Origin of the sequence: uncultured Roseibium sp. (genome assembly GCF_963675095.2) — a bacterium.
In the GTDB taxonomy this organism is placed as follows: domain Bacteria; phylum Pseudomonadota; class Alphaproteobacteria; order Rhizobiales; family Stappiaceae; genus Roseibium.
Genome location: NZ_CAXXSJ010000062.1, coordinates 76,272 through 93,954 on the forward strand (window position 1 = coordinate 76,272; position 17,683 = coordinate 93,954).

Below are 17,683 nucleotides of genomic sequence, written 5' to 3' on the forward strand. Positions count from 1 at the left end.
CTTGGGCTTGCCTCGGTTGTGCAGTCCTTCGGGCTGTTGCTGATCGGCATGGAGGTCTTGAGCAATCCGGCCGGCGCAAGCGCTCTTTCCCCTGTTCGACAAGTCCCATCTGCAGACAGTGATGTTCCTGCAGCTTGTGGCCGGCGGCCACCTGCTCCTGCTGGTCACCCGCACCGGCGACTGGTTCTTCAAGCCGCCTTATCCGGCCAGGCCGTTGTTTGTGGCCATCGTGGCAACCCAGTTGCTGGCCGTGCTCATGTGCGGCTTCGGCTGGATCGTGCCGGCGATTTCCTGGACGCTGATTGGCTGGGTGTGGGTCTATCTTCTGGCCTGGCTCGTGGTGCTCGGCGTCGTCCGCGTTCTGACGGAACGGTTCGTGGATCACCGCACCGGCAAATGGGCGCGCGCGCTGCGGCTCGTCAACGCCCGTCTCCAATCCCGCTAACCCATCACCTTCGGGGAAGACGCTCATGTCCTATCGCGACCAACTGATCATCAAGCCGGGAAGCAAGGTGAAGCTCGCCGATATCGATCCGGATTTTCACGATCAAAATCTGAACAAGCAAAGGTCGAAGCCGGAGCTGCAGCTGATCCTCGACGATATCTCGCGGATGCAGGAGGAGCTTTACGCGGAAAAGAAGCATGCGCTGCTGATCGTGCTGCAAGGCATCGATTCCGCCGGCAAGGATGGCATCTGCTGGCATGTGATCACGGGCATGAACCCGCAAGGCTGCACGGTCTCCAGCTTCAAACAGCCTTCCTCGGAAGAACTCGCCCATGACTTCCTGTGGCGGGTGCATTCAAAAACGCCCGGGAGAGGGCATGTGGCCGTCTTCAAACCGTTCCCATTATGAGGACGTGCTGGTGGTCCGGGTGCACGACCTGGTGCCGAAAAAAGTGTGGTCGCGCCGCTACGAGGCGATCAACATGTTCGAGGAGCTTCTGGCCAACAACGGCGTCCATATCATCAAGTTCTTCCTCTATATCTCCAAGGAGGAACAGCTGGAGCGCTTCGCCAAGCGGCTGGAGGACAAGGACCGGCAGTGGAAGATCAGCATGTCGGACTATGCGGAGCGGGAGCACTGGGACGCCTATACGGAAGCATATGAAGACATGCTCTCCAAATGTTCGACCGAACGGGCGCCCTGGTACGTGATCCCGTCCAACCGCAAATGGTTCCGCAATCTTACCGCCGCCTCGATCATCCGCGACACCCTTCGCGACATGCATATCAAGGCCCCGCCGCCGACCGTCGACATCGACACCATCCGCCAGCGCTACCACGCGGCCGTGGCGGAGCAGAAGGGGTAGGGGGCGGATAAACAAAATGGCCACGCTGACGCCGCCGCCCAGGATCAAGTTGTCGAGACTGCGCGATATCGGCTGGTCGCTGTGGGATCCGATCGGACTGCTCGGGCCGGACCAGCGCTGGGACGACGAAGACTGTCGGTCCTTTGCCGATGAATACGACCGCTATCTGATCGGAGCTGCGAGCCAGTTACGCATGGGCGCGTCGGATGCCGACGTGGTGGCCGAACTCGTCAGGATCGAAACGGTCCATATGGCGTTGGGGGATGGAGCCGGTGCCTGCCAAAGGGCGCAGGCTGTCGTCGATGCCATTCGGGATGACGACCAGCTGTGGACCTGGCCTGACGATAAGGGGCGGTTTCCATCTTAAGCGTAAAAGTGCGGACCTAGGCCTACTCTCATCGCGCTCCGCCGTCGATCAGCCGGTAGAAGGCCTGAAGCGCCATTCGGCAGCGGGATTCGATTTCCTCCGGCGCCGGCGCCGGGCAGTCGTGGATGATCCGTCTGACCTGAAGGTCGCCGACAAGGAGGCCGAGGAACCAGCCGGTGGCTTCACCAGGCGGGATGTCTGAACCGGCGCAGAGGCGCTGCATGAGCTGATCCAGCAGGGGCATGACCTGTCCGCGTCCGCCGGCCGATATGGCGGCGCCCAGTTTTCCGGTCGGATCGGCCGCCGCGGCCCGGTTGAGCAGGATCGCCTTGTCCCCGAGCAACATGGCGAGAAAGACTGGCGCGATCCTTTCCAGCGTGGCGCGCGGATCGTCCTGCCCTTCGATTGCTTCTTCCAGCAGGCGCCGGGTTTCGGCTGCATTATCCTCCACCATCGCGCGGAACAGGCCGTCCTTGTTGCCGTACCAGCGGTAGAGCGTTTCGTTCGATGCCTTCGCCGCCCTAGCGATGCGCAGCATTGAGGCGCCGGCATAGCCATGTTCGGCGAGCAGCGCATAGGCCGCCCGGGAGATCGCGTTGTGGCGTTCCTGTCGTTCGTCTTCGTTCATTCAGTCCTCTGAAATTCCTTTACTTTATCCGTACAGATTGATACGGCTATGTAAAGGCGTAAAGATGTGTACGGTTAAATGGAGACGAATGTGAGATACCTGACGAAAGCCATGATCCTTGTGTCGATGACGCTGAGCGCGGCGATTTTCGGCTTTTTCTATGCCTGGGTCTGTTCCACCATGTGGGGGCTGGATGCGGCCGATCCGCGGGTTGCGATCCAGGCCATGCAGGCGATGAATGCCTCGGTCCGCAACTTCGTCTTCGCGCCGGCCTTCTTCGGTACGCCGGTCGCGCTGGCGCTGACGGCCTTTTTGCTCATGAGAGAGGACAACCGGCGCAGTGCCATGGCCTTCGGCCTTGCCGGGGGTGTCTATTTCGCGCTTGGGCTGTTGCTGACCATGCGGATCAACGTTCCCATGAATGAAGCGCTGGCGATGGTCTCCGTGCCTGATGATGCGGCAAGCGCCCGTGCGATCTGGCAGGATTACTTACTCGGCACCCTGGCAGTTCTGGAACCAGACACGGACGATCACGTCCGGTGTCGCGTTTCTGCTGGCGGTTTCCGGCGTGATGCTGCTGGAGCGGAAACGGGCCTGAGATGTGGCTAGGGGCGGGTTGGTTACTTTCAGTACCAATGCGCGCGCGATGAGCGGGTTTAATGGGGAGTTAGTGGTTGTCTGCTAGGCTGTGGTGACAATTTAATTATTTAAGCCAGAGCATAATGCTTGCGAGCTTGATGAAGCCGATGAAGTTTGCAGCGAGCTTATCGTATCGCGTAGCGATACGGCGCCATTGCTTGAGTTTGGCGAAGTAGCCTTCTATTCCCCACCGGTTCTTGTATGCGATTTGGTCGTAGTGATGCTGATGCTTGCGATGGCGGCGTGGCGGAATGATGGGCTCGCCGCCTTGTTCAAGAATAAGATCATGTAGACTGTCAGCGTCATAGGCGCGATCCGCAAGAACCTGCTGTGCATGCAGACCGCTCATGAGACGGCACGCGGGAGCCATGTCATTTTGTTGTCCCGGCCCGATATCGAAGCGAACCGGTAAGCCCAGTGCGTCCACTACTGCGTGGATCTTCGTTCCAAAGCCGCCCCGGGAGCGTCCAAGGGCCTGGGCTTCAGATCCCCCCTTTTGCGCGCTCCGCCCGCGGCTTGGGCATGTGCTCTTATGACGGTCGCGTCGATTGCCAGCCACTCCATGTCCGGCTCACGGGCGATCGCCTCGAATATGCGCTCAAAGACACCAGCTTCAATCCAGCGATAGTAACGCCGTTTGGCTGTCTGATAGGGACCGAACCTGTCCTCTGGCAAATCTTTCCAGCGGGCGCCTGAGCGAGCGAGCCATAAGATCGCATTAAAGAAACGACGTCCGTCACTGCGCGGACCGCGCCGCCCCTGCCGGCCACCCGGAACAAATTCCCGAAGCCGCTCCCATTGATCGTCCCGAAGTATCTCGCCTTCCACACCAGCCTCCAAAAGCCAGTGTTGAATCTGATTTGTCGACCTTTGGGAATCTCCAATTCCTTAAATTGTCACTACAGCCTAGACACTCTGTAGGATAGAGGATGTGCAATGCGAGCGAAAACAATTGCGATATTCGGCATATCCTACGCCGTTATATTAGGCGCTGGCGTTGTGACGTTCATCATTGGGATGCGCCTGGCCGGTTGGGATGCGTCATTTCAGAAAATCGTGAAGCAAACGGGCTTTGCATTGAACATGATAGCTTTTGCTCTTGCGATTGGCGTTGCCCTTTCGCGGCGCGTTCACGACCGTCTGGGTGGTGCACCTGGGCCAATCACCTTCCGGTTGTTATTAGCGGAGAGCCGGCCGGTTATCACCGTCGGCTTCGCTTTTCTTGCCATGTTGATCGATGTTTGCGCTTTGAAGCTCGCATCCTGGTATTTCGCAGGTGAAATGGCGGCCCCGTCACTGCTTCGCCTTGTGGTTCTGGTCGGAGCCTATTGCGTGATTGCGTGGATACTGATGTCGGACTTCAAGACGAAGACGAAGACGAAGAAGAAGACGAAAGGGGCGCGTTTTGAACGACGTTGAGTTCCCGCGCCGGCAAGCCGAAGCCATCCTGAAAAAAACGATGAGAGAGGTTGGCTACCGCAGAACGTATACCGAGATCGGCCTTTGGTCCGCGTTCTGGCTGGAAGAACGATTCCAGCGCGGAGTGATGAAACTGGTCGTCTATCTCTGTCTCGTGAATGGCCGCAGTATTGCCGAGTTGTGTCCTCGCAAACACCCGGAATTCGGTATCGCTGGCGTATGTCCTTTCATGATGGCCGAAGCCGTGATCCACTTGTCGGATAAATGGGGGCCCCGTGGTGGTGTGACCTTCGGCGCTCCCGCCGAACCGTTTCTCATGATGGCCTCTGTTGCGGACTGGGCCTCGGCAAAAGGGCGATCCGTGCGATTTCACCACCGCAACTATTCGTTCCTGATGTCGAATGAGGGGGTCGATATCGAGGCGGATGATTTGTCTTCAGTCGGGTGGATCGATCCCGACAATGAAAGTCCGATGACGATTGAACTCACCGAGGACAAACCTTCTCCGTGGTTTCGCCGGATCGATACGGTAAGGTTGCCAAAGGCCCGATTGCGAGGAAGGGATGCGCTGTCTCTGGGGTAACCTAGAAGGGCATCGGCAGCGCGTTTTATGGAAGTCCGGTTAGGGGCCTTAACTGCGTTCCGCAGGCCAGTAGCCGCTCTTGGGGTCTCTCGAGACAGCAACGGCCTCGACGTCGGTGGAGCGGCAGCGGTTGCAGGTGAGTTTTTTGGCGATGTCGGCCAGGGTTTCGGTGTCCGCGAAGCGGCTGTCGTTCAGGTAGCGGAAGCGGTGGCAGTGGCCGCAGACGACGCCCAGGCGCATGCCTTCCGCTCTGAGACGTTCGATGGTCAGCGTGTCGTCGTCATTGGAAGATATCACCCGTGCGGTCGCTTCTCTCAATTTAATAAATACAGGCGAGGGCATCCTAGGGGGAATTCAACCGGTGAGAAAGCAGGCTTGGGTTGCATGCCGGGTGCGGCATTTTTCAAAGGGGCTCGCATTTCGCTCTGCTTGCGGCTAAAGACGGGACCATGTTGACGCTTTCCGAAACCTGGATGGATCTGTTCGGGCTGACCGGGCTTTTCAATCCGACCGCTCTCATCATCGGCGGGGCGCTGGGCTGGTACGCGGACCGGGCCAAGAAGCTCTGGATCGCCGGCTTTGCCGCCGCGGCCCTGTCGCTCATGGTCGAGACCGCTCTCAGCTTTACCGGCATGCCGGTCTGGTCGCAGCACAATGCAGGCCCGCTCGCCATGTTCCCCTTCCGCTTCGTCGGCGGGCTGGTGGCGTCGGCGATTATCTTCATGATCGCGAAGCGGGTGAAAAAGGCCTGAGGGAAGGCTTTGTCGGTCATTCCGGACAAGCGCAGCGAAGCTGCGTGCAGATCCGGAATCCAGACTTCGGCCGCGCGGAGCGCGTCTAACTTCCTTTTAAAGACGAACTCGCTGGCGCTCGTGCTGATATCTGGTTTCCAGATCGGCGTTCGGCTTCGCCTCACTTGTCTGGAATGACAAGGGAAACGAGAAGCGAGTGCGAAACAGACGGGCTAGTCCGGTTCACAAAGTTGTTTCGGTAAAAAGAAAAGGCTCCGCACGACTGCGGAGCCTTCGGCTGTTTGCGCCTCTTGTTGTCCTTGCCTCAGGCGTCAGCGTCCTGAGGTGCGTTGTCCAGCCATTTGTTGAACAATCCTGCATTCGGACACATGTCCGGCGGACGGACGATGCCCTTGCCCGATTGGTCCTGAAGCCACTGTTGGCAGCTTTCCGACTTTTCGCAGCAGATGCAGCGGTTCACCGCGAGCCGGATATCCTGGCCGACACACGTGCCCTCCGGGATCTGGTCCATGGCTCCGATCGTTTCCAGCATGCGGCGCATCAGCCCCGCACGCCCGTTCATTTCTTCCACCCAACGCATTCAGTCTCTCCTTGCACGAAACCGTGCCCCTCTGAAACGCACTATGAGCAAGACACGAAGTTTTCACCTTGATCAGAGTCAATAGAGAGGAAGAGCTACTTCAGATGCTTTTCTGCTAAGCTTTTGGAAGCAGACTCACGCCCCAAGCGGAGACGTTTTGAATGGTGAGCGCGATCGCGGCGCTGCAGGCGTCGTTATCCTCCGGGACTTCGTCCGCCCAGGTTCGCCTCGAACCGGGAACGGAGACGCGCGCCAAGGTGGAGGCGAGCCTGCCGGGCAACGTGCTGCGGCTTTCCGTGGGCAAGTCCACCATCGAGGTGCGCGCCAATGCGGCGCTGCCCGCGGGTACGGAATTGACGCTCAAGGTCAGCGGCGATCCTGGTAAACCTCAGATCCAGCTTGTTCCCGACGGGAAAGGGGGTAAGAAGGCCTCTGCCGGGCAAGGGCCTTCCACCGATGCGGCGACGGCGCAGAAGCTGGTGCAGGTGGCGGCCAAGCCGGCCTTACCGGCAGCTCCTGCAACGTCCTCTTCCACGACTGCCACAACCGTCCTGGGCGATGCGGTGACGGCCGCGGCAACGGGCAAGGCCCAGGCGGTGCAGCAGGCTCAGACGTCGCAAGCCCAGGCTACACAGGCGCAAACCGGGCAGACGCAGGCATCGCAAAGCGCCACGCAGACGAGAGCTTCTCAATCGACCGCGGCCCAGGCCAATACCGGGCAATCTGGTTCGAGTCAGGCCAGCGGTGCGCCCGCGACCTTGGCCACCACGGCTCAGACGGCAAGCAATGCTGCCGCGCAGGTGGTGAGGCAAACCGTGAGCCAGACCGTGAACCAGACCGTCGCTCAGGCCGTAACCCAGGCGCCCCAAACAGGAACGCAGACAGCGCCCCAAGCGCTGGTGGCGGGAGGCACGACAGGTGCAAGCCCGGCTCCAGTGCAGACCTCGGGCGCTCCAGCGGGGCAAGCGGCAAACGCGACACTGCCATCGGCTGGTGCCGGAGTGCAGGCAGCAGTTGCGACCTCGGTGTCGGCAGGCGGTCCGCCGGTTCCTCCACTCAGTGCGCAGGCGCCTACGCTTCCGGGCAATCTGCAACTGCAGACCCTTTCGGAGCCGCAGGCTCCACCGACGACGCAGGCGCAGCCTCAAGCTCCGGCGGCCGGTTCGGGGCAGGCGCCGGTTGCTCAATCCATCGTCTCGGGGCAATCCGCCGGACAGACCGTTCAACTGCCGGTCAATCCGTCCGGGCAGGGGGCGATAACGGTGCCTGCCGGTGGGCAAGGCGCAGCCCCCACCGTGCCGGCCGGCCCAGGGCAGGCAGCGTTGCCGCAAGTCCCGGCGGGCGGACAACCGCCGCTGGCTCAGGGTACTCAAGCGACGATTCCTCAATCGGTGGCTGTAAATTCTCAGGCGGCCGGTGCGACACCGGCAACTCCAACGCCTGCAAATCCGGCAGCGACCGCACAGGCGGTAACCCCGCAGGGCTCGGCTCCGCTCCCCGGTGCTCCGGCGTCTGCCGCTTCTCAGGCGTCGTTCACGTCGGTGTCCACGTCCGGTGCGACCGCCCATTTTGTGAATACACTTTCGGAAGGTTCGGGAAGCGCCCATGCGACGCTGCCGGGCAATGCCTATGCCGGGTCAAGACGTTCGCCTGCGGGACAGACGCAGGTGTCGCCGCAGAACCGGCCGGTAACGCCTGAATTGAAGCAGGCATCCGAGACCGTGATGCCGAAGCTCGCCGAGCAGCAGGCGAGCCTGTCGGGCCTCTATGCTCAACTGGGTGCGGTCGCGGGAGGAAAGACGGCGGCGAACGTGCCCCAGCCGGTGAAGCAGGTGATGGAACAGATCCTGGGACTCCGCCTGCAGCCGGAAGCGGCGGGCTTCTCCGGCAAATCGGTCGAGGCGGCGGTGAAGAATTCCGGCCTGTTCCGCGAGGCGGTACTTGGTGGAGGGGCAAGTCAGACCGGGGCGCAAGGCCTCGCCCAGGGCGCAGGCCAGGGGGCTTTGGGCGGCGACCTGAAGTCGTTGCTGGTTAATCTGCGCTCGTTGCTCCAAGGCCTCGGTGCGCAGGCAGCACCCGGCCGGCCGTTTACCCAGCCCGCCGCGCCATCGCTGCGCCGCTCGCCCCAGGGCGACAGGCCTGCAGGCATCTCCCCTGACGTATCCGACGGTGACGAGAAGTCCGTACTCAACCGGCTGATGCGGGATACCGATGCGGCCCTGTCGCGGATCCGCATGTCGCAGATGGTGAGCAGGGGGCTTGGTGGTGATGAACAGGTTCACCATGGCCGTGCGATGGACATGACCATGGATCTGCCGATTGCCGTCAACGGCCAGACCGCCATCGTGCAGATGCAGGTGGGGCGGGATCCGGAAGGTGCGCAGGGCGAAGATGAAGACGGGCCGGGCTGGCGCCTGCGCTTTGCCCTCGACCTGACCGAAACCGGGCCCATGGAAGCGGCCGTCAGCCTGCGTGGCGGCGGTACTTATGTCAGCCTTTGGGTCGACCGGGGTGAGACGCTGGAGCGGTTGAAGGCCGACAAGGAGACGCTGGAGGCGAGCTTCGCCCACGCGGGTATCGACCTGAAGGAACTGCGCTTCCTGCGGGGCCTGCCGCAAAGGACGGAAGCACGGTTCGGAGCCGTGGTGGATCGGCAGTCATGAAGATGGGTGGGGCATGAAGAAACCCAAGCCGCAAAGGCCGGTTCGGCCGGGTGAAAAAGTCGCCGTCGCGCTCTCCTACGAGGATGGTTCCGCGCCGGTCGTGGCCGCCAAGGGCACCGGCAATGTGGCTGAGCGCATCGAGGAGATCGCGCGGGAAAGCGGCGTGCCCATCGAGCATAATCCGATGATGGCCGAAGCCCTGTCGCAGATCGAACTCGACCAGGAAATTCCGACCGAACTCTACCAGGCCGTCGCCGTCCTCATCGGCTACATCATCCGCAACGGCAAGGCCCAGCACCCGCCGGAGTAGGGGGATGCGTCATCTTCGGCGTCATCCCCGACTTGATGTTTAAACCGGGGACATGGCTGACAGGTGTTCGGGGACATGGTTGACACATTTGGCATGACTTACGTCGAAGGAGGCGGGCATGCCGTGGCAGGAGATGTCGATCATGGAACAGCGAGAAGAGTTCGTCCGGCTCGCGAGGCTTGAAGGCGTGAACCGGCGTGAGCTTTGCCGCCGGTTCGGGATCAGCCCTCAGACCGGCTACAAGTGGCTGCGCCGGTTTGAAGCGGGAGATGTGCTTGAGGACCGCAGCCGCCGGCCGCGATCGAGTCCGCAGCAGCTTTGCCCCGCGTTGGAAGAAGCAATCCTTTCGGTGCGCACGGCCCATCCGGCTTGGGGTGCGCGCAAGATCGCGGCGGTGCTTTCACGCACCGACGACAACACTCCAGCGGTATCGACCATCCATGCGGTCTTGCGTCGCCATGATTGTATCCGGCCCCGGGACAGGAGCGGGACAGACTGGCAGCGTTTTGAAGAAGAGGAGGCCAACCGTATGTGGCAGATGGACTTCAAGGGTCGGGTCCGTCTGGGCAATGCACAGGAGTGCCATCCGCTAACGGTTGTCGACGACCATTCCCGCTTCGCGGTGTGCCTGGCGGCTTGTCCGGATCAGCGCACACATACCGTCCAGACCCATCTGGAGCGCAGCTTTAGCCTCTATGGCCTGCCGGATGCATTTCTGGTCGACAATGGCGCCCCCTGGGGTTCCAGTTATCGGGACAGTCATTGGACACCGTTACGGGTCTGGCTGGCCAGGTTGGGCGTGAATGTGATCTACGCCCGGCCATTCCATCCGCAAACCAAGGGCAAGAATGAACGCTTCAACCGAACCTTGAACGAAGAGGTGCTGGCCTTGCGCTGCTACCGTAGCCAGGAGCAGCTCCAGCAGGCCTTCGACCGCTGGCGGCTGGTTTACAACCATCATCGCCCGCATGAAGCCCTGTCTGACAAGGTTCCCGCGAGCCGCTACCGTCCGTCGCTGCGCAGTTGGTCAAAGACCTTGCCGGAGATGATCTATGAAAACAGCACCATCACCCGCAAGGTCCCCAGAACCAAGGCCCAAATCAGCTACAAAGGACGCCTCTGGTCTGTGCCGAAAGCATTCAGGGGACACAGCCTGGCTATTCGCCCAACTTCTCACCCGGGAAAATACGGCATCTATTTCGGCGCCAACAAGGTCGCACAAATCGACCTCAACGCGATATAAATGTGTCAACCATGTCCCCGAACACCTGTCAGCCATGTCCCCGGTCTGTACATCAAGTCGGGGGTGACGGCCTGAAGGTTGGCGGAAGATTGTGTTCTCCCCATACTCCAAACTGCGCATTCCCCTCATTTTCATGCCGGGAATTGCCGCATGTGGGCAGGAAGGTCTTGCGGGCCGGGCAATTCGCGATTAGGCATCGGTTCCGACGATTGCAGCGCGACCGCCGGCGCATCGCCCGGCCGTGTTCCGCGCAGGACAAAGACAGGAATTGACACGCAATGACGATTGTCGAGGCACGCACACCCGATCCCAAGAAGTTCCTCAAGGGCGCCACCGGCGACTGGGAGATCGTGATCGGCATGGAAGTCCATGCCCAGGTGACCTCCGAGGCCAAGCTGTTTTCCGGCGCTTCAACCGAATTCGGCAAGGATCCGAACGACAATGTGAGCCTCGTGGACGCGGCCATGCCGGGCATGCTGCCGGTGATCAACGAGGAATGCGTGCGTCAGGCGATCCGCACCGGGGTGGGCCTTAAAGCCGAGATCAACCTGAAATCCGTGTTCGACCGCAAGAACTACTTCTATCCGGACCTGCCGCAGGGCTACCAGATTTCCCAGTTCAAGCAGCCGATCGTCGGCGAGGGCAAGATCTTGCTCGACATGCCGGACGAGCAGGTGGAAATCGGCGTGGAGCGCCTGCACCTGGAACAGGACGCGGGCAAGTCGCTGCACGACCAGCATCCGACCATGTCGTTCGTCGACCTGAACCGGTCCGGTGTGGCGCTGATGGAAATCGTTTCCAAGCCGGACCTGCGCTCGTCGGACGAGGCCAAGGCCTATCTGACCAAGCTGCGCACCATCCTGCGGTATCTGGGCACCTGCGACGGCAACATGGACCAGGGTTCCATGCGCGCCGACGTCAACGTCTCCGTGCGCCGTCCGGGAGAGGGCTTCGGCACGCGTTGCGAGATCAAGAACGTCAACTCCATCCGCTTCGTCGGCCAGGCCATCGAATATGAAGCCCGCCGGCAGATGGGCATTCTGGAAGACGGCGGCACCATCGATCAGGAGACCCGCTTGTTCGACGCGGTCAAGGGCGAGACCCGCTCCATGCGCTCCAAGGAAGAGGCGCACGACTACCGCTATTTCCCGGACCCGGACCTGCTGCCGCTCGAGTTTACGCAGGCCTACGTGGACGACCTCGCCAAGGACCTACCGGAACTTCCCGACGAGAAAAAGAACCGGTTCGTCAACGACTACGGCCTGTCCGCCTATGACGCGGATATTCTCGTCGCCGAAAAGGCTTCCGCCGATTTCTTCGAGCTGGTGGCTGAAGGCCGCGATGCCAAGCTTGCCGCCAACTGGGTGATCAACGAACTGTTCGGCCGCCTGAACAAGGAAGGCTATGAGCTCGCGGACAGCCCGGTCTCTGCTGCCCAGCTCGGCGCGGTCATCGACCTGATCAAGGCCGGAACCATCTCGGGCAAGATCGCCAAGGACCTGTTCGAGATCGTCTGGAACGAGGGTGGAAACCCGGCGGAAATCGTCGAGGCAAAGGGCATGAAGCAGGTTACGGACCTGGGTGCCATCGAGGCCGTCGTCGACGAGATCATCGCCGCCAACCCGGACAAGGTGGAACAGGCCAGGGAAAAGCCGGGCCTGCTCGGCTGGTTCGTCGGCCAGGTCATGAAAGCTTCCAAGGGCAAGGCCAACCCGCAGGCGGTCAACGATCTGCTGAAGTCGAAGATCGGGCTGGAATAGCGACCCATCTGGGTCGACTTGCTACCTCCGGTTTAATATTCACAGGCGGGTGATTCTCATCCGTCTGTCATTGCGTTTGGAAGCAAGGAAAGCCATGGATTTGGCGGATTGTTTCCTCTCTGGATAAGGGTGGGGGCATTGAGCGACGAAGAGATAACCGGAAGCTATTCGTGCAGGGGGGAGGATATTCCTGCGTATCACTATGCGCAGAAAAGGAGGTACAGATACATTGTAAGTAGATATAGCAGGTCTATATTTTGGAAATACTCTTTTCTGAATAATAGGATTTATAGGTCTATAATAAGCATATTTATTGGTTTGATTGTTGGTTCTTTTTTAATTTCTCTAGAAGTTGTTTATTCGAATCCGATTACGGGTTTTTATTTTGATAATGTTCTCGGTGCTACGTTATTTTTTCTTTTTGGTTGGTACTTATTCTCACTTGGTCGTAGATGGGTTTACCGAGAATACGTCAAGTGCGTATTCAGAAGTTCGAAGGGCTTGAATAGTACGGTCGCTTTAGATCGATCTCATGTCAGCTTTGTTTGCGAAGGTATGTCTTCATCTTATGCTTGGTCAGTCGGGGATGTGGAGGTCGAGGTCTGGAGAGGCTATCTGATTATTTTGCACCCGATCACAGTTCTCTTCATTCCTGCCCGGGCTTTTTCCATGCCGTTGACTGAGGTGGCGTCGACCATAAACGGCTGGCTTCCTCCGCGCTCCTAGACCACCTTGTCTTCCATCCTTTGCCTGTGCTCTATGAGCGTCCCACCTTTGACACGTTCAGGACGTTCCGATGACTGCCGACATCCGTATCGAAAAGGCCCGGCCGGAGCATCTGGCCGAAATCCTGGCGCTTCTGATCGCCGGTGCCGCGGGCGCGCGGGTCGGGCAGGAGACGGGAAGGGTCGAGGATTACCGCGAAGCGTTCGACGCCATGCTGGCCGCGCCCGAAATGGACGTTTATGTGGCACTCGACGGGGACGAGGTGGTGGGCACCTACCAGATCCATTTCATGAAGGGTCTGGCCTATCAGGGCCGCTCCCGGGTGGAGCTTGAAAGCGTTCATACCCGCCAAGACCGGCGCGGACAGGGGATCGGGGCGCAAATGATGGCCCATGCCGAAGAGCTCGCCCGGGCGGCGAACGCGGGGCTGATGCAGCTGACCTCCAACAAGGTGCGCGCCGATGCGCACCGCTTCTATTCGCGTCTCGGCTTCGACCAGAGCCATCTGGGTTTCAAGAAGATGTTATGAGTGCTCCGGGATTTTACGGAAGTTTTTTCGTTTCTCCGCTTGTGCTGTTCGGCGCAGCGTCCTAAATCCATCGGTATTCTACGATCAATCGCGGCCTCACGGGCCGGCGAAGACAAGGGGATAACCATGGCAACGACGCAGACGAAGCCGATTGAACTCTACTACTGGCCGACGCCGAACGGCTGGAAGATCTCCATCATGCTGGAGGAGCTGGGCGTTCCCTACGATCTGAAGCTGATCAACATCGGCAAGGGCGACCAGTTCGCGCCCGATTTCCTGAAGATCGCCCCGAACAACCGCATGCCGGCGATTGTCGATCCGGAAGGGCCGGGCGGCGAACCGATCTCCGTGTTCGAATCCGGTGCGATCCTGCAGTATCTCGGCCGCAAGTTCGGCAAGTTCTATCCGGCGGACGAGCGCAAGCGCGTGGAGACGGAAGAGTGGCTGATGTGGCAGATGGGTGGTTTCGGCCCGATGCTCGGCCAGAACCACCATTTCCGTATCTACGCGCCGGAAAAGCTGCCCTATGCCATGGACCGTTATCTCAACGAGACCCACCGGCTCTACAAGGTGCTCAACACCCGCCTGGAAGGCCGCGACTATGTGGCGGCCGGCGAGTACACCATCGCCGACATGGCCATCATCGGCTGGTCCCAGGGCTGGGAACGGCAGGGAATGGACCTTGAGGAATTCCCCAACGTGAAGGCCTGGAAGGAGCTCCTGGAAGCGCGTCCTGCCGTGACGAAAGGTCTGGCGGTCGGCAAGGAAGAGCGGGAAAAGCTGCAGCTTGCCGACGACAAGCAGGCCCAGAGCGTTCTGTTCGGGCAGCGGTAAGCGCGGGCGCCTAACTGCCGATTGTCATCCCGGATAAAGTCTGACGGCTTTTCCGGGATGACATTTTGGGGGGCAAGGCAAACGATGCGAGGTTCTTAAGTCTCGCTACCGTGCCCGGCGCCAGGTTTCCTTTTCGCACATCTTGAAGATGACGCGCACGCAGCCCTTGATGGTCAGGCGGTCGCTCGAAGACCGTGTGACGGTGGCATCGGCGCTGAACCCGCGGCGGGGATCGTAAACGCGGCCCTGCAAATCGCGGCCGGCCTCCCGCAGCTCATAGAGAACGGCAAGGCCGAGGACCTTTCGGTTGCGCTTGGAAGTGTCCTGGTTGTTGAGGTCGCGGGTATTTTCCACGGAATAGCCGGGCGGGGGAACGAAGTTGACAATCCGTCCGCAGGGGGTTTCACCGCAGGAGCTAATGCGCACCGTGGCTCCGGCGGGGGTAATCCAGTCGCCGGCGAAGGCGTCGAGGTCCGCCCTGGCGGGAGCGGCACCTATCAACAGAGACATCGCAATCGCTGCCCGCAGCAGAGATGTTGCCCTTTCGGGTTTGAAACTGGTCTTCATGCCGCATCTCCCTTCAGACCGTTTTCCGAAACGGACTATAATGAAAGATCCGGTGGCCATGAAGGCCGTTGCGGGTCGGACCGGTTTTCTTCCGCCCCGCCGCAACGGAAACCTGCAAACGTGATCTATGGTAATCAGAGTCTTTCCAGCAACTTACGGCTTTTAGATAAAGGCGATTGAAAAGACGGCGTTTTTTGCCTCGACAGCCTTACCGGCAGGTAAACTTCAGTTTCTCTTAAAGCTTTGTTCGCATTGCGTTAATTTAGAAATTTAACGGCCCCTTCAGCGGCTTTTCCCAAGATAAGGCCATGAAACGCGGGAGAAAAGCTCGCAGTTTCGGGGATGCCTTCGGGGGAAGGCGGTCTTTAACAAGGGGAGAGCGTAATGGCTCGTTTTGAAGTGTACTCCGCCGATATGGCGGTCATGGGCGAACAGCCCGCATCGGCAGACATTCTGTTCCAGATGGGTCTGGACAGCGCCTGCGGTCGTCATCACGGTGTGGCTGATCTGGTCAGTGCCCACAAGTGGTTCAATATTGCGGCTCTGAAGGGCAGCACGGAAGCAGCCCGCTACCGCAAGGAAATTTCTTTTGAGATGACCCGCGAGGAAATCGCGGAAGCCCAGCGCTCGGCGCGCGAATGGCTGTCGATGCATTGAGGGAGGCCAGCCGGACACCCGGCTCCTCCGGATAAGGCGATGGCGCTCCTCCTCCCGCGCCATCGCCTTTTTTGTTTTTGACGTTTGTTTTTTGAAATTGCTGCGGTTCCGCTTTGGCAATCTTAGCTTGGCTGTAATCGCGCCTGATCCCGCAGAATAAGAACGGCCGCCCAATTTCTTGAGCGGCCTGCATCCGTTTTTCCTGTGCCGGAAAGCTCTTACCGGTAGGGGCTACGGCAATAATGGTAGTAGCCGTCATAACCCAGATACTGGTCGGTTCTGGGATTATAGGACCGGTACCGGTTCAGGCACCAACGCACATGCGCGTCAGACCGGTGATAGCGGGGCGGCGGTGCGCCGTAGCGCGGGGGAGGCGGACGGCGCCATCCACCCGGAGGCGGCGGGGGAGGTGGCCTGTACCATCCGCCTGGAGGCGGTGGCGGACGTCCCCAACCCGGACCCGGAGGCGGCGGGCCCCATTGAGCCAGCTGGATATTGGTTCCGGCAGCTGCGTGGGGGCCGGTTGTTGCGACGGAGGGCCCGGACGTGCCGGAGACTTCCGCGCCGGCCTGCATGGGCATGGCAATAACGGATATTCCCAGCAGAGCGGAGCCTGTGAACTTGAGAAGCTTGGACTTCCAGGTCGTATGAATCATCGAGACCTCCAAAAGCCGCCCGGAATGTGTCCGAACGGGTGTGAATAGAAATATTCTGAAAAATACCGAAGTGCTTGATCTTGATACGGATCAAATATGCAAAAAAATATATATAGTCGCTAGGGAAATATACGGAGGGTGGGAAACATTTCTCCTGATTCCTTTGTGGCGAAGGCGTATCGCAAAGGCGTTCGCCTTTGCATTTCTGTCTTCACGGCTCTCATTCAAAAAATGATTCAATCCGACAGGGGAACTCGCTGATTTTTATCAGGTTTTCGGGGTGGGTCATGCGGTGCGCGGAACCCTCCTTTACCCTGACGCGCTCGCGGGCCGGGCAAAGGAGGGAGAGAAACGCGGTGGAGGTTACTCCGTAATCTTGAACACGCGCCGGGCGTTGTCCTCGTAGAACTGCTTTTTCCCCGCATCGTCCAACGGCAACTCATCCATCCAGGCGACTTCTTCCGGCACGAACTGCCAGGGGTAGTCCATGGCGTACATCAACCGGTCCGGACCGATGACGTCGCGGACGAACATGACCGGCGGCGCCCAGCCGACGCCGCTGTTGGTGTAGATGAAGTTCTCGCGCAGATACTCTTCGGCCTTGCGCTTCAGCGGGCCGACGTTGGGATAACGGCCGGTGACGGAGATGTGGCTGTGCATGTAGTTGATGCGGTAGAGCCAGAAGGGCAGGGCCTCGCCGCAATGGCCGAGGATGATCTGAAGCTTCGGGAAGCGGTCGAACAGGCCGGCGACCATCAGGCGCAGGGCGTGCAGGCCCGTCTCGCAGGCAAAGCCGTAGACGGCGGCGTCAAGGCCGCGCTTGAGGAACGGTTCGATCATCTGGGCCGGCGGCGTGTTCGGGTGCAGGTAGATCGGTACGTCCAGGGCTTCTGCCGCCTCGAAGATCTCCCAGTATTTCTCGTCATCCAGATAGGTGCCGAGCGTATGGGAGTTGAGGATGCCGCCGCGCATGTCGAGTTTCTTTACCCCGCGCTCCAGCTCCTTGGCCGCATTGGCCGGGTCGAGCGGGCTGAAGGCGGCAAGGCCAACGAAACGGTCCGGATGGCGGGCGATGCCTTCGGCGAGTTCGTCGTTGAAGCGGGTGGCCAGCGACGTGGCAGTTGCCGGATCGAAGATCTGCACGCCCGGCGAGGTGAGTGACAGCACCTGGATGTCGATGCCGCTGTCGTCCATGTCCTTCAGGCGGATCTCGCCGAGATCCTGGATGCGTTCGTGATGGGCCTTCGCCTTTGGACTGTCGCCGGAAAAGAAGCCCCAGAGCGACTGGAAGCCGGGATCGTTGATCGCCTTTTCCTCGATTTCCTTGCGATAGAGCTTGATCATCTCGGCGGGCGCCCAGGCCTCTTCGGTGGCAATGCGCTTGTAGGGCGGATTGGGATTTCTCTCGGTCATGGTCGCTCCGTTTAATGAGTCCGGTCAGGTGGTTCGGCCGGTTTGG

The 17,683-nt window shown here is 60.1% G+C and carries 21 protein-coding genes and 1 pseudogene; 15 read left to right on the forward strand and 7 right to left on the reverse strand.

Going from position 1 to position 17,683, the window contains the following annotated elements:
- Positions 1–121 precede the first annotated feature (121 nt).
- The 4 genes from ABIN98_RS24915 to ABIN98_RS24930 are packed head-to-tail and all read left to right on the forward strand — an operon-like array spanning position 122 to position 1,678.
- Positions 122–445: a hypothetical protein gene (locus tag ABIN98_RS24915; RefSeq protein ID WP_346914246.1), complete on the forward strand. Its 324-nt coding sequence runs from the start codon at positions 122–124 to the stop codon at positions 443–445.
- A 25-nt stretch (positions 446–470) separates the two neighbouring features.
- Positions 471–854 (forward strand): hypothetical protein, encoded by a 384-nt coding sequence (locus ABIN98_RS24920; RefSeq protein ID WP_346914248.1) that lies wholly within the window; start codon positions 471–473, stop codon positions 852–854.
- Positions 823–1,311 carry a hypothetical protein gene (locus ABIN98_RS24925; RefSeq protein WP_346914250.1) on the forward strand — a complete coding sequence of 163 codons (489 nt, stop codon included), beginning with the start codon at positions 823–825 and terminating at the stop codon, positions 1,309–1,311. Before ABIN98_RS24920 ends, ABIN98_RS24925 begins: the two co-directional genes overlap by 32 nt.
- Before the next feature lie 16 nt (positions 1,312–1,327).
- Complete coding sequence (locus tag ABIN98_RS24930) at positions 1,328–1,678, forward strand: hypothetical protein (protein ID WP_346914252.1); 351 nt, start codon at positions 1,328–1,330, stop codon at positions 1,676–1,678.
- Positions 1,679–1,706: 28 nt separating this feature from the next.
- On the opposite strand, the gene ABIN98_RS24935 is transcribed toward ABIN98_RS24930, so the two are convergent.
- A complete protein-coding gene (locus ABIN98_RS24935; protein WP_346914254.1) occupies positions 1,707–2,306 on the reverse strand; it encodes a TetR/AcrR family transcriptional regulator in 600 nt (199 codons plus the stop codon).
- A 90-nt stretch (positions 2,307–2,396) separates the two neighbouring features.
- Between ABIN98_RS24935 and ABIN98_RS24940 the strand changes: the two genes are divergently transcribed.
- Positions 2,397–2,915 (forward strand): anthrone oxygenase family protein, encoded by a 519-nt coding sequence (locus tag ABIN98_RS24940; protein WP_346914256.1) that lies wholly within the window; start codon positions 2,397–2,399, stop codon positions 2,913–2,915.
- 94 nt (positions 2,916–3,009) lie between these two features.
- On the opposite strand, the gene ABIN98_RS24945 is transcribed toward ABIN98_RS24940, so the two are convergent.
- Positions 3,010–3,773, reverse strand: a protein-coding gene (locus ABIN98_RS24945) for an IS5 family transposase (protein ID WP_346907107.1) whose coding sequence is annotated in 2 segments (ribosomal slippage) — positions 3,010–3,443 and positions 3,443–3,773 — 765 coding nt in all. Because the reading frame shifts where the segments join, the coding sequence is not laid out codon by codon here.
- Positions 3,774–3,881: 108 nt separating this feature from the next.
- Here ABIN98_RS24945 and ABIN98_RS24950 point away from each other — a divergent pair.
- Together ABIN98_RS24950 and ABIN98_RS24955 are read left to right on the forward strand one after the other, a co-directional pair.
- Positions 3,882–4,364, forward strand: coding sequence for a hypothetical protein (locus ABIN98_RS24950; RefSeq protein WP_346914258.1), 483 nt, complete (start codon positions 3,882–3,884; stop codon positions 4,362–4,364).
- Complete coding sequence (locus ABIN98_RS24955) at positions 4,351–4,947, forward strand: hypothetical protein (RefSeq protein ID WP_346914260.1); 597 nt, start codon at positions 4,351–4,353, stop codon at positions 4,945–4,947. Before ABIN98_RS24950 ends, ABIN98_RS24955 begins: the two co-directional genes overlap by 14 nt.
- Positions 4,948–4,995: 48 nt before the next feature.
- Here the strand turns inward: ABIN98_RS24955 and ABIN98_RS24960 are convergent, their stop codons facing one another.
- The gene (locus ABIN98_RS24960) at positions 4,996–5,244 is read right to left on the reverse strand and encodes a hypothetical protein (RefSeq protein ID WP_346914262.1); all 249 of its coding nucleotides are present in this window, start codon (positions 5,242–5,244) and stop codon (positions 4,996–4,998) included.
- Positions 5,245–5,396: 152 nt separating this feature from the next.
- Here ABIN98_RS24960 and ABIN98_RS24965 point away from each other — a divergent pair, with 152 nt between their 5' ends.
- Complete coding sequence (locus tag ABIN98_RS24965; protein ID WP_346914264.1) at positions 5,397–5,699, forward strand: phosphatidylglycerophosphatase; 303 nt, start codon at positions 5,397–5,399, stop codon at positions 5,697–5,699.
- Between the two features lie 304 nt (positions 5,700–6,003).
- Here the strand turns inward: ABIN98_RS24965 and ABIN98_RS24970 are convergent, their stop codons facing one another.
- A complete protein-coding gene (locus tag ABIN98_RS24970) occupies positions 6,004–6,279 on the reverse strand; it encodes a DUF6455 family protein (RefSeq protein ID WP_346914266.1) in 276 nt (91 codons plus the stop codon).
- A 161-nt stretch (positions 6,280–6,440) separates the two neighbouring features.
- Here ABIN98_RS24970 and ABIN98_RS24975 point away from each other — a divergent pair, with 161 nt between their 5' ends.
- From ABIN98_RS24975 to ABIN98_RS25000, 6 genes and pseudogenes are all read left to right on the forward strand, one after another.
- Complete coding sequence (locus ABIN98_RS24975; protein ID WP_346914268.1) at positions 6,441–8,942, forward strand: flagellar hook-length control protein FliK; 2,502 nt, start codon at positions 6,441–6,443, stop codon at positions 8,940–8,942.
- 13 nt (positions 8,943–8,955) lie between these two features.
- Complete coding sequence (locus ABIN98_RS24980; RefSeq protein ID WP_346914270.1) at positions 8,956–9,252, forward strand: EscU/YscU/HrcU family type III secretion system export apparatus switch protein; 297 nt, start codon at positions 8,956–8,958, stop codon at positions 9,250–9,252.
- A 118-nt stretch (positions 9,253–9,370) separates the two neighbouring features.
- Positions 9,371–10,562, forward strand: a pseudogene (locus ABIN98_RS24985) (IS481 family transposase).
- Between the two features lie 211 nt (positions 10,563–10,773).
- Entirely contained in the window at positions 10,774–12,255 is a 1,482-nt protein-coding gene (gene gatB, locus ABIN98_RS24990) for an Asp-tRNA(Asn)/Glu-tRNA(Gln) amidotransferase subunit GatB (RefSeq protein ID WP_346914272.1), read from the forward strand.
- A 796-nt stretch (positions 12,256–13,051) separates the two neighbouring features.
- Positions 13,052–13,510, forward strand: a complete 459-nt coding sequence (locus ABIN98_RS24995) for a GNAT family N-acetyltransferase (RefSeq protein WP_346914274.1) — start codon at positions 13,052–13,054, stop codon at positions 13,508–13,510.
- Between the two features lie 126 nt (positions 13,511–13,636).
- Positions 13,637–14,344, forward strand: coding sequence for a glutathione S-transferase N-terminal domain-containing protein (locus tag ABIN98_RS25000; RefSeq protein WP_346914276.1), 708 nt, complete (start codon positions 13,637–13,639; stop codon positions 14,342–14,344).
- 105 nt (positions 14,345–14,449) lie between these two features.
- Here the strand turns inward: ABIN98_RS25000 and ABIN98_RS25005 are convergent, their stop codons facing one another.
- Positions 14,450–14,911, reverse strand: a complete 462-nt coding sequence (locus tag ABIN98_RS25005) for a DUF2147 domain-containing protein (RefSeq protein ID WP_346914278.1) — start codon at positions 14,909–14,911, stop codon at positions 14,450–14,452.
- A gap of 384 nt (positions 14,912–15,295) precedes the next feature.
- Between ABIN98_RS25005 and ABIN98_RS25010 the strand changes: the two genes are divergently transcribed.
- Positions 15,296–15,568, forward strand: a complete 273-nt coding sequence (locus ABIN98_RS25010) for a hypothetical protein (protein WP_346914280.1) — start codon at positions 15,296–15,298, stop codon at positions 15,566–15,568.
- Between the two features lie 218 nt (positions 15,569–15,786).
- On the opposite strand, the gene ABIN98_RS25015 is transcribed toward ABIN98_RS25010, so the two are convergent.
- A complete protein-coding gene (locus ABIN98_RS25015) occupies positions 15,787–16,224 on the reverse strand; it encodes a BA14K family protein (RefSeq protein ID WP_346914282.1) in 438 nt (145 codons plus the stop codon).
- Positions 16,225–16,587: 363 nt separating this feature from the next.
- The gene (locus ABIN98_RS25020; RefSeq protein WP_346914284.1) at positions 16,588–17,637 is read right to left on the reverse strand and encodes an amidohydrolase family protein; all 1,050 of its coding nucleotides are present in this window, start codon (positions 17,635–17,637) and stop codon (positions 16,588–16,590) included.
- Positions 17,638–17,683 lie beyond the last annotated feature (46 nt).

Bases quoted from the DNA above. Each gene is read 5' to 3' on its own strand.
- ABIN98_RS24915 (WP_346914246.1), top strand. From the start codon at position 122: ATGTTCCTGCAGCTTGTGGCCGGCGGCCACCTGCTCCTGCTGGTCACC.
- ABIN98_RS24920 (WP_346914248.1), top strand. From the start codon at position 471: ATGTCCTATCGCGACCAACTGATCATCAAGCCGGGAAGCAAGGTGAAG.
- ABIN98_RS24925 (WP_346914250.1), top strand. From the start codon at position 823: ATGTGGCCGTCTTCAAACCGTTCCCATTATGAGGACGTGCTGGTGGTC.
- ABIN98_RS24930 (WP_346914252.1), top strand. From the start codon at position 1,328: ATGGCCACGCTGACGCCGCCGCCCAGGATCAAGTTGTCGAGACTGCGC.
- ABIN98_RS24935 (WP_346914254.1), bottom strand. From the start codon at position 2,306: ATGAACGAAGACGAACGACAGGAACGCCACAACGCGATCTCCCGGGCG.
- ABIN98_RS24950 (WP_346914258.1), top strand. From the start codon at position 3,882: ATGCGAGCGAAAACAATTGCGATATTCGGCATATCCTACGCCGTTATA.
- ABIN98_RS24965 (WP_346914264.1), top strand. From the start codon at position 5,397: ATGTTGACGCTTTCCGAAACCTGGATGGATCTGTTCGGGCTGACCGGG.
- ABIN98_RS24970 (WP_346914266.1), bottom strand. From the start codon at position 6,279: ATGCGTTGGGTGGAAGAAATGAACGGGCGTGCGGGGCTGATGCGCCGC.
- ABIN98_RS24975 (WP_346914268.1), top strand. From the start codon at position 6,441: ATGGTGAGCGCGATCGCGGCGCTGCAGGCGTCGTTATCCTCCGGGACT.
- ABIN98_RS24980 (WP_346914270.1), top strand. From the start codon at position 8,956: ATGAAGAAACCCAAGCCGCAAAGGCCGGTTCGGCCGGGTGAAAAAGTC.
- gatB (WP_346914272.1), top strand. From the start codon at position 10,774: ATGACGATTGTCGAGGCACGCACACCCGATCCCAAGAAGTTCCTCAAG.
- ABIN98_RS24995 (WP_346914274.1), top strand. From the start codon at position 13,052: ATGACTGCCGACATCCGTATCGAAAAGGCCCGGCCGGAGCATCTGGCC.
- ABIN98_RS25000 (WP_346914276.1), top strand. From the start codon at position 13,637: ATGGCAACGACGCAGACGAAGCCGATTGAACTCTACTACTGGCCGACG.
- ABIN98_RS25005 (WP_346914278.1), bottom strand. From the start codon at position 14,911: ATGAAGACCAGTTTCAAACCCGAAAGGGCAACATCTCTGCTGCGGGCA.
- ABIN98_RS25010 (WP_346914280.1), top strand. From the start codon at position 15,296: ATGGCTCGTTTTGAAGTGTACTCCGCCGATATGGCGGTCATGGGCGAA.
- ABIN98_RS25015 (WP_346914282.1), bottom strand. From the start codon at position 16,224: ATGATTCATACGACCTGGAAGTCCAAGCTTCTCAAGTTCACAGGCTCC.
- ABIN98_RS25020 (WP_346914284.1), bottom strand. From the start codon at position 17,637: ATGACCGAGAGAAATCCCAATCCGCCCTACAAGCGCATTGCCACCGAA.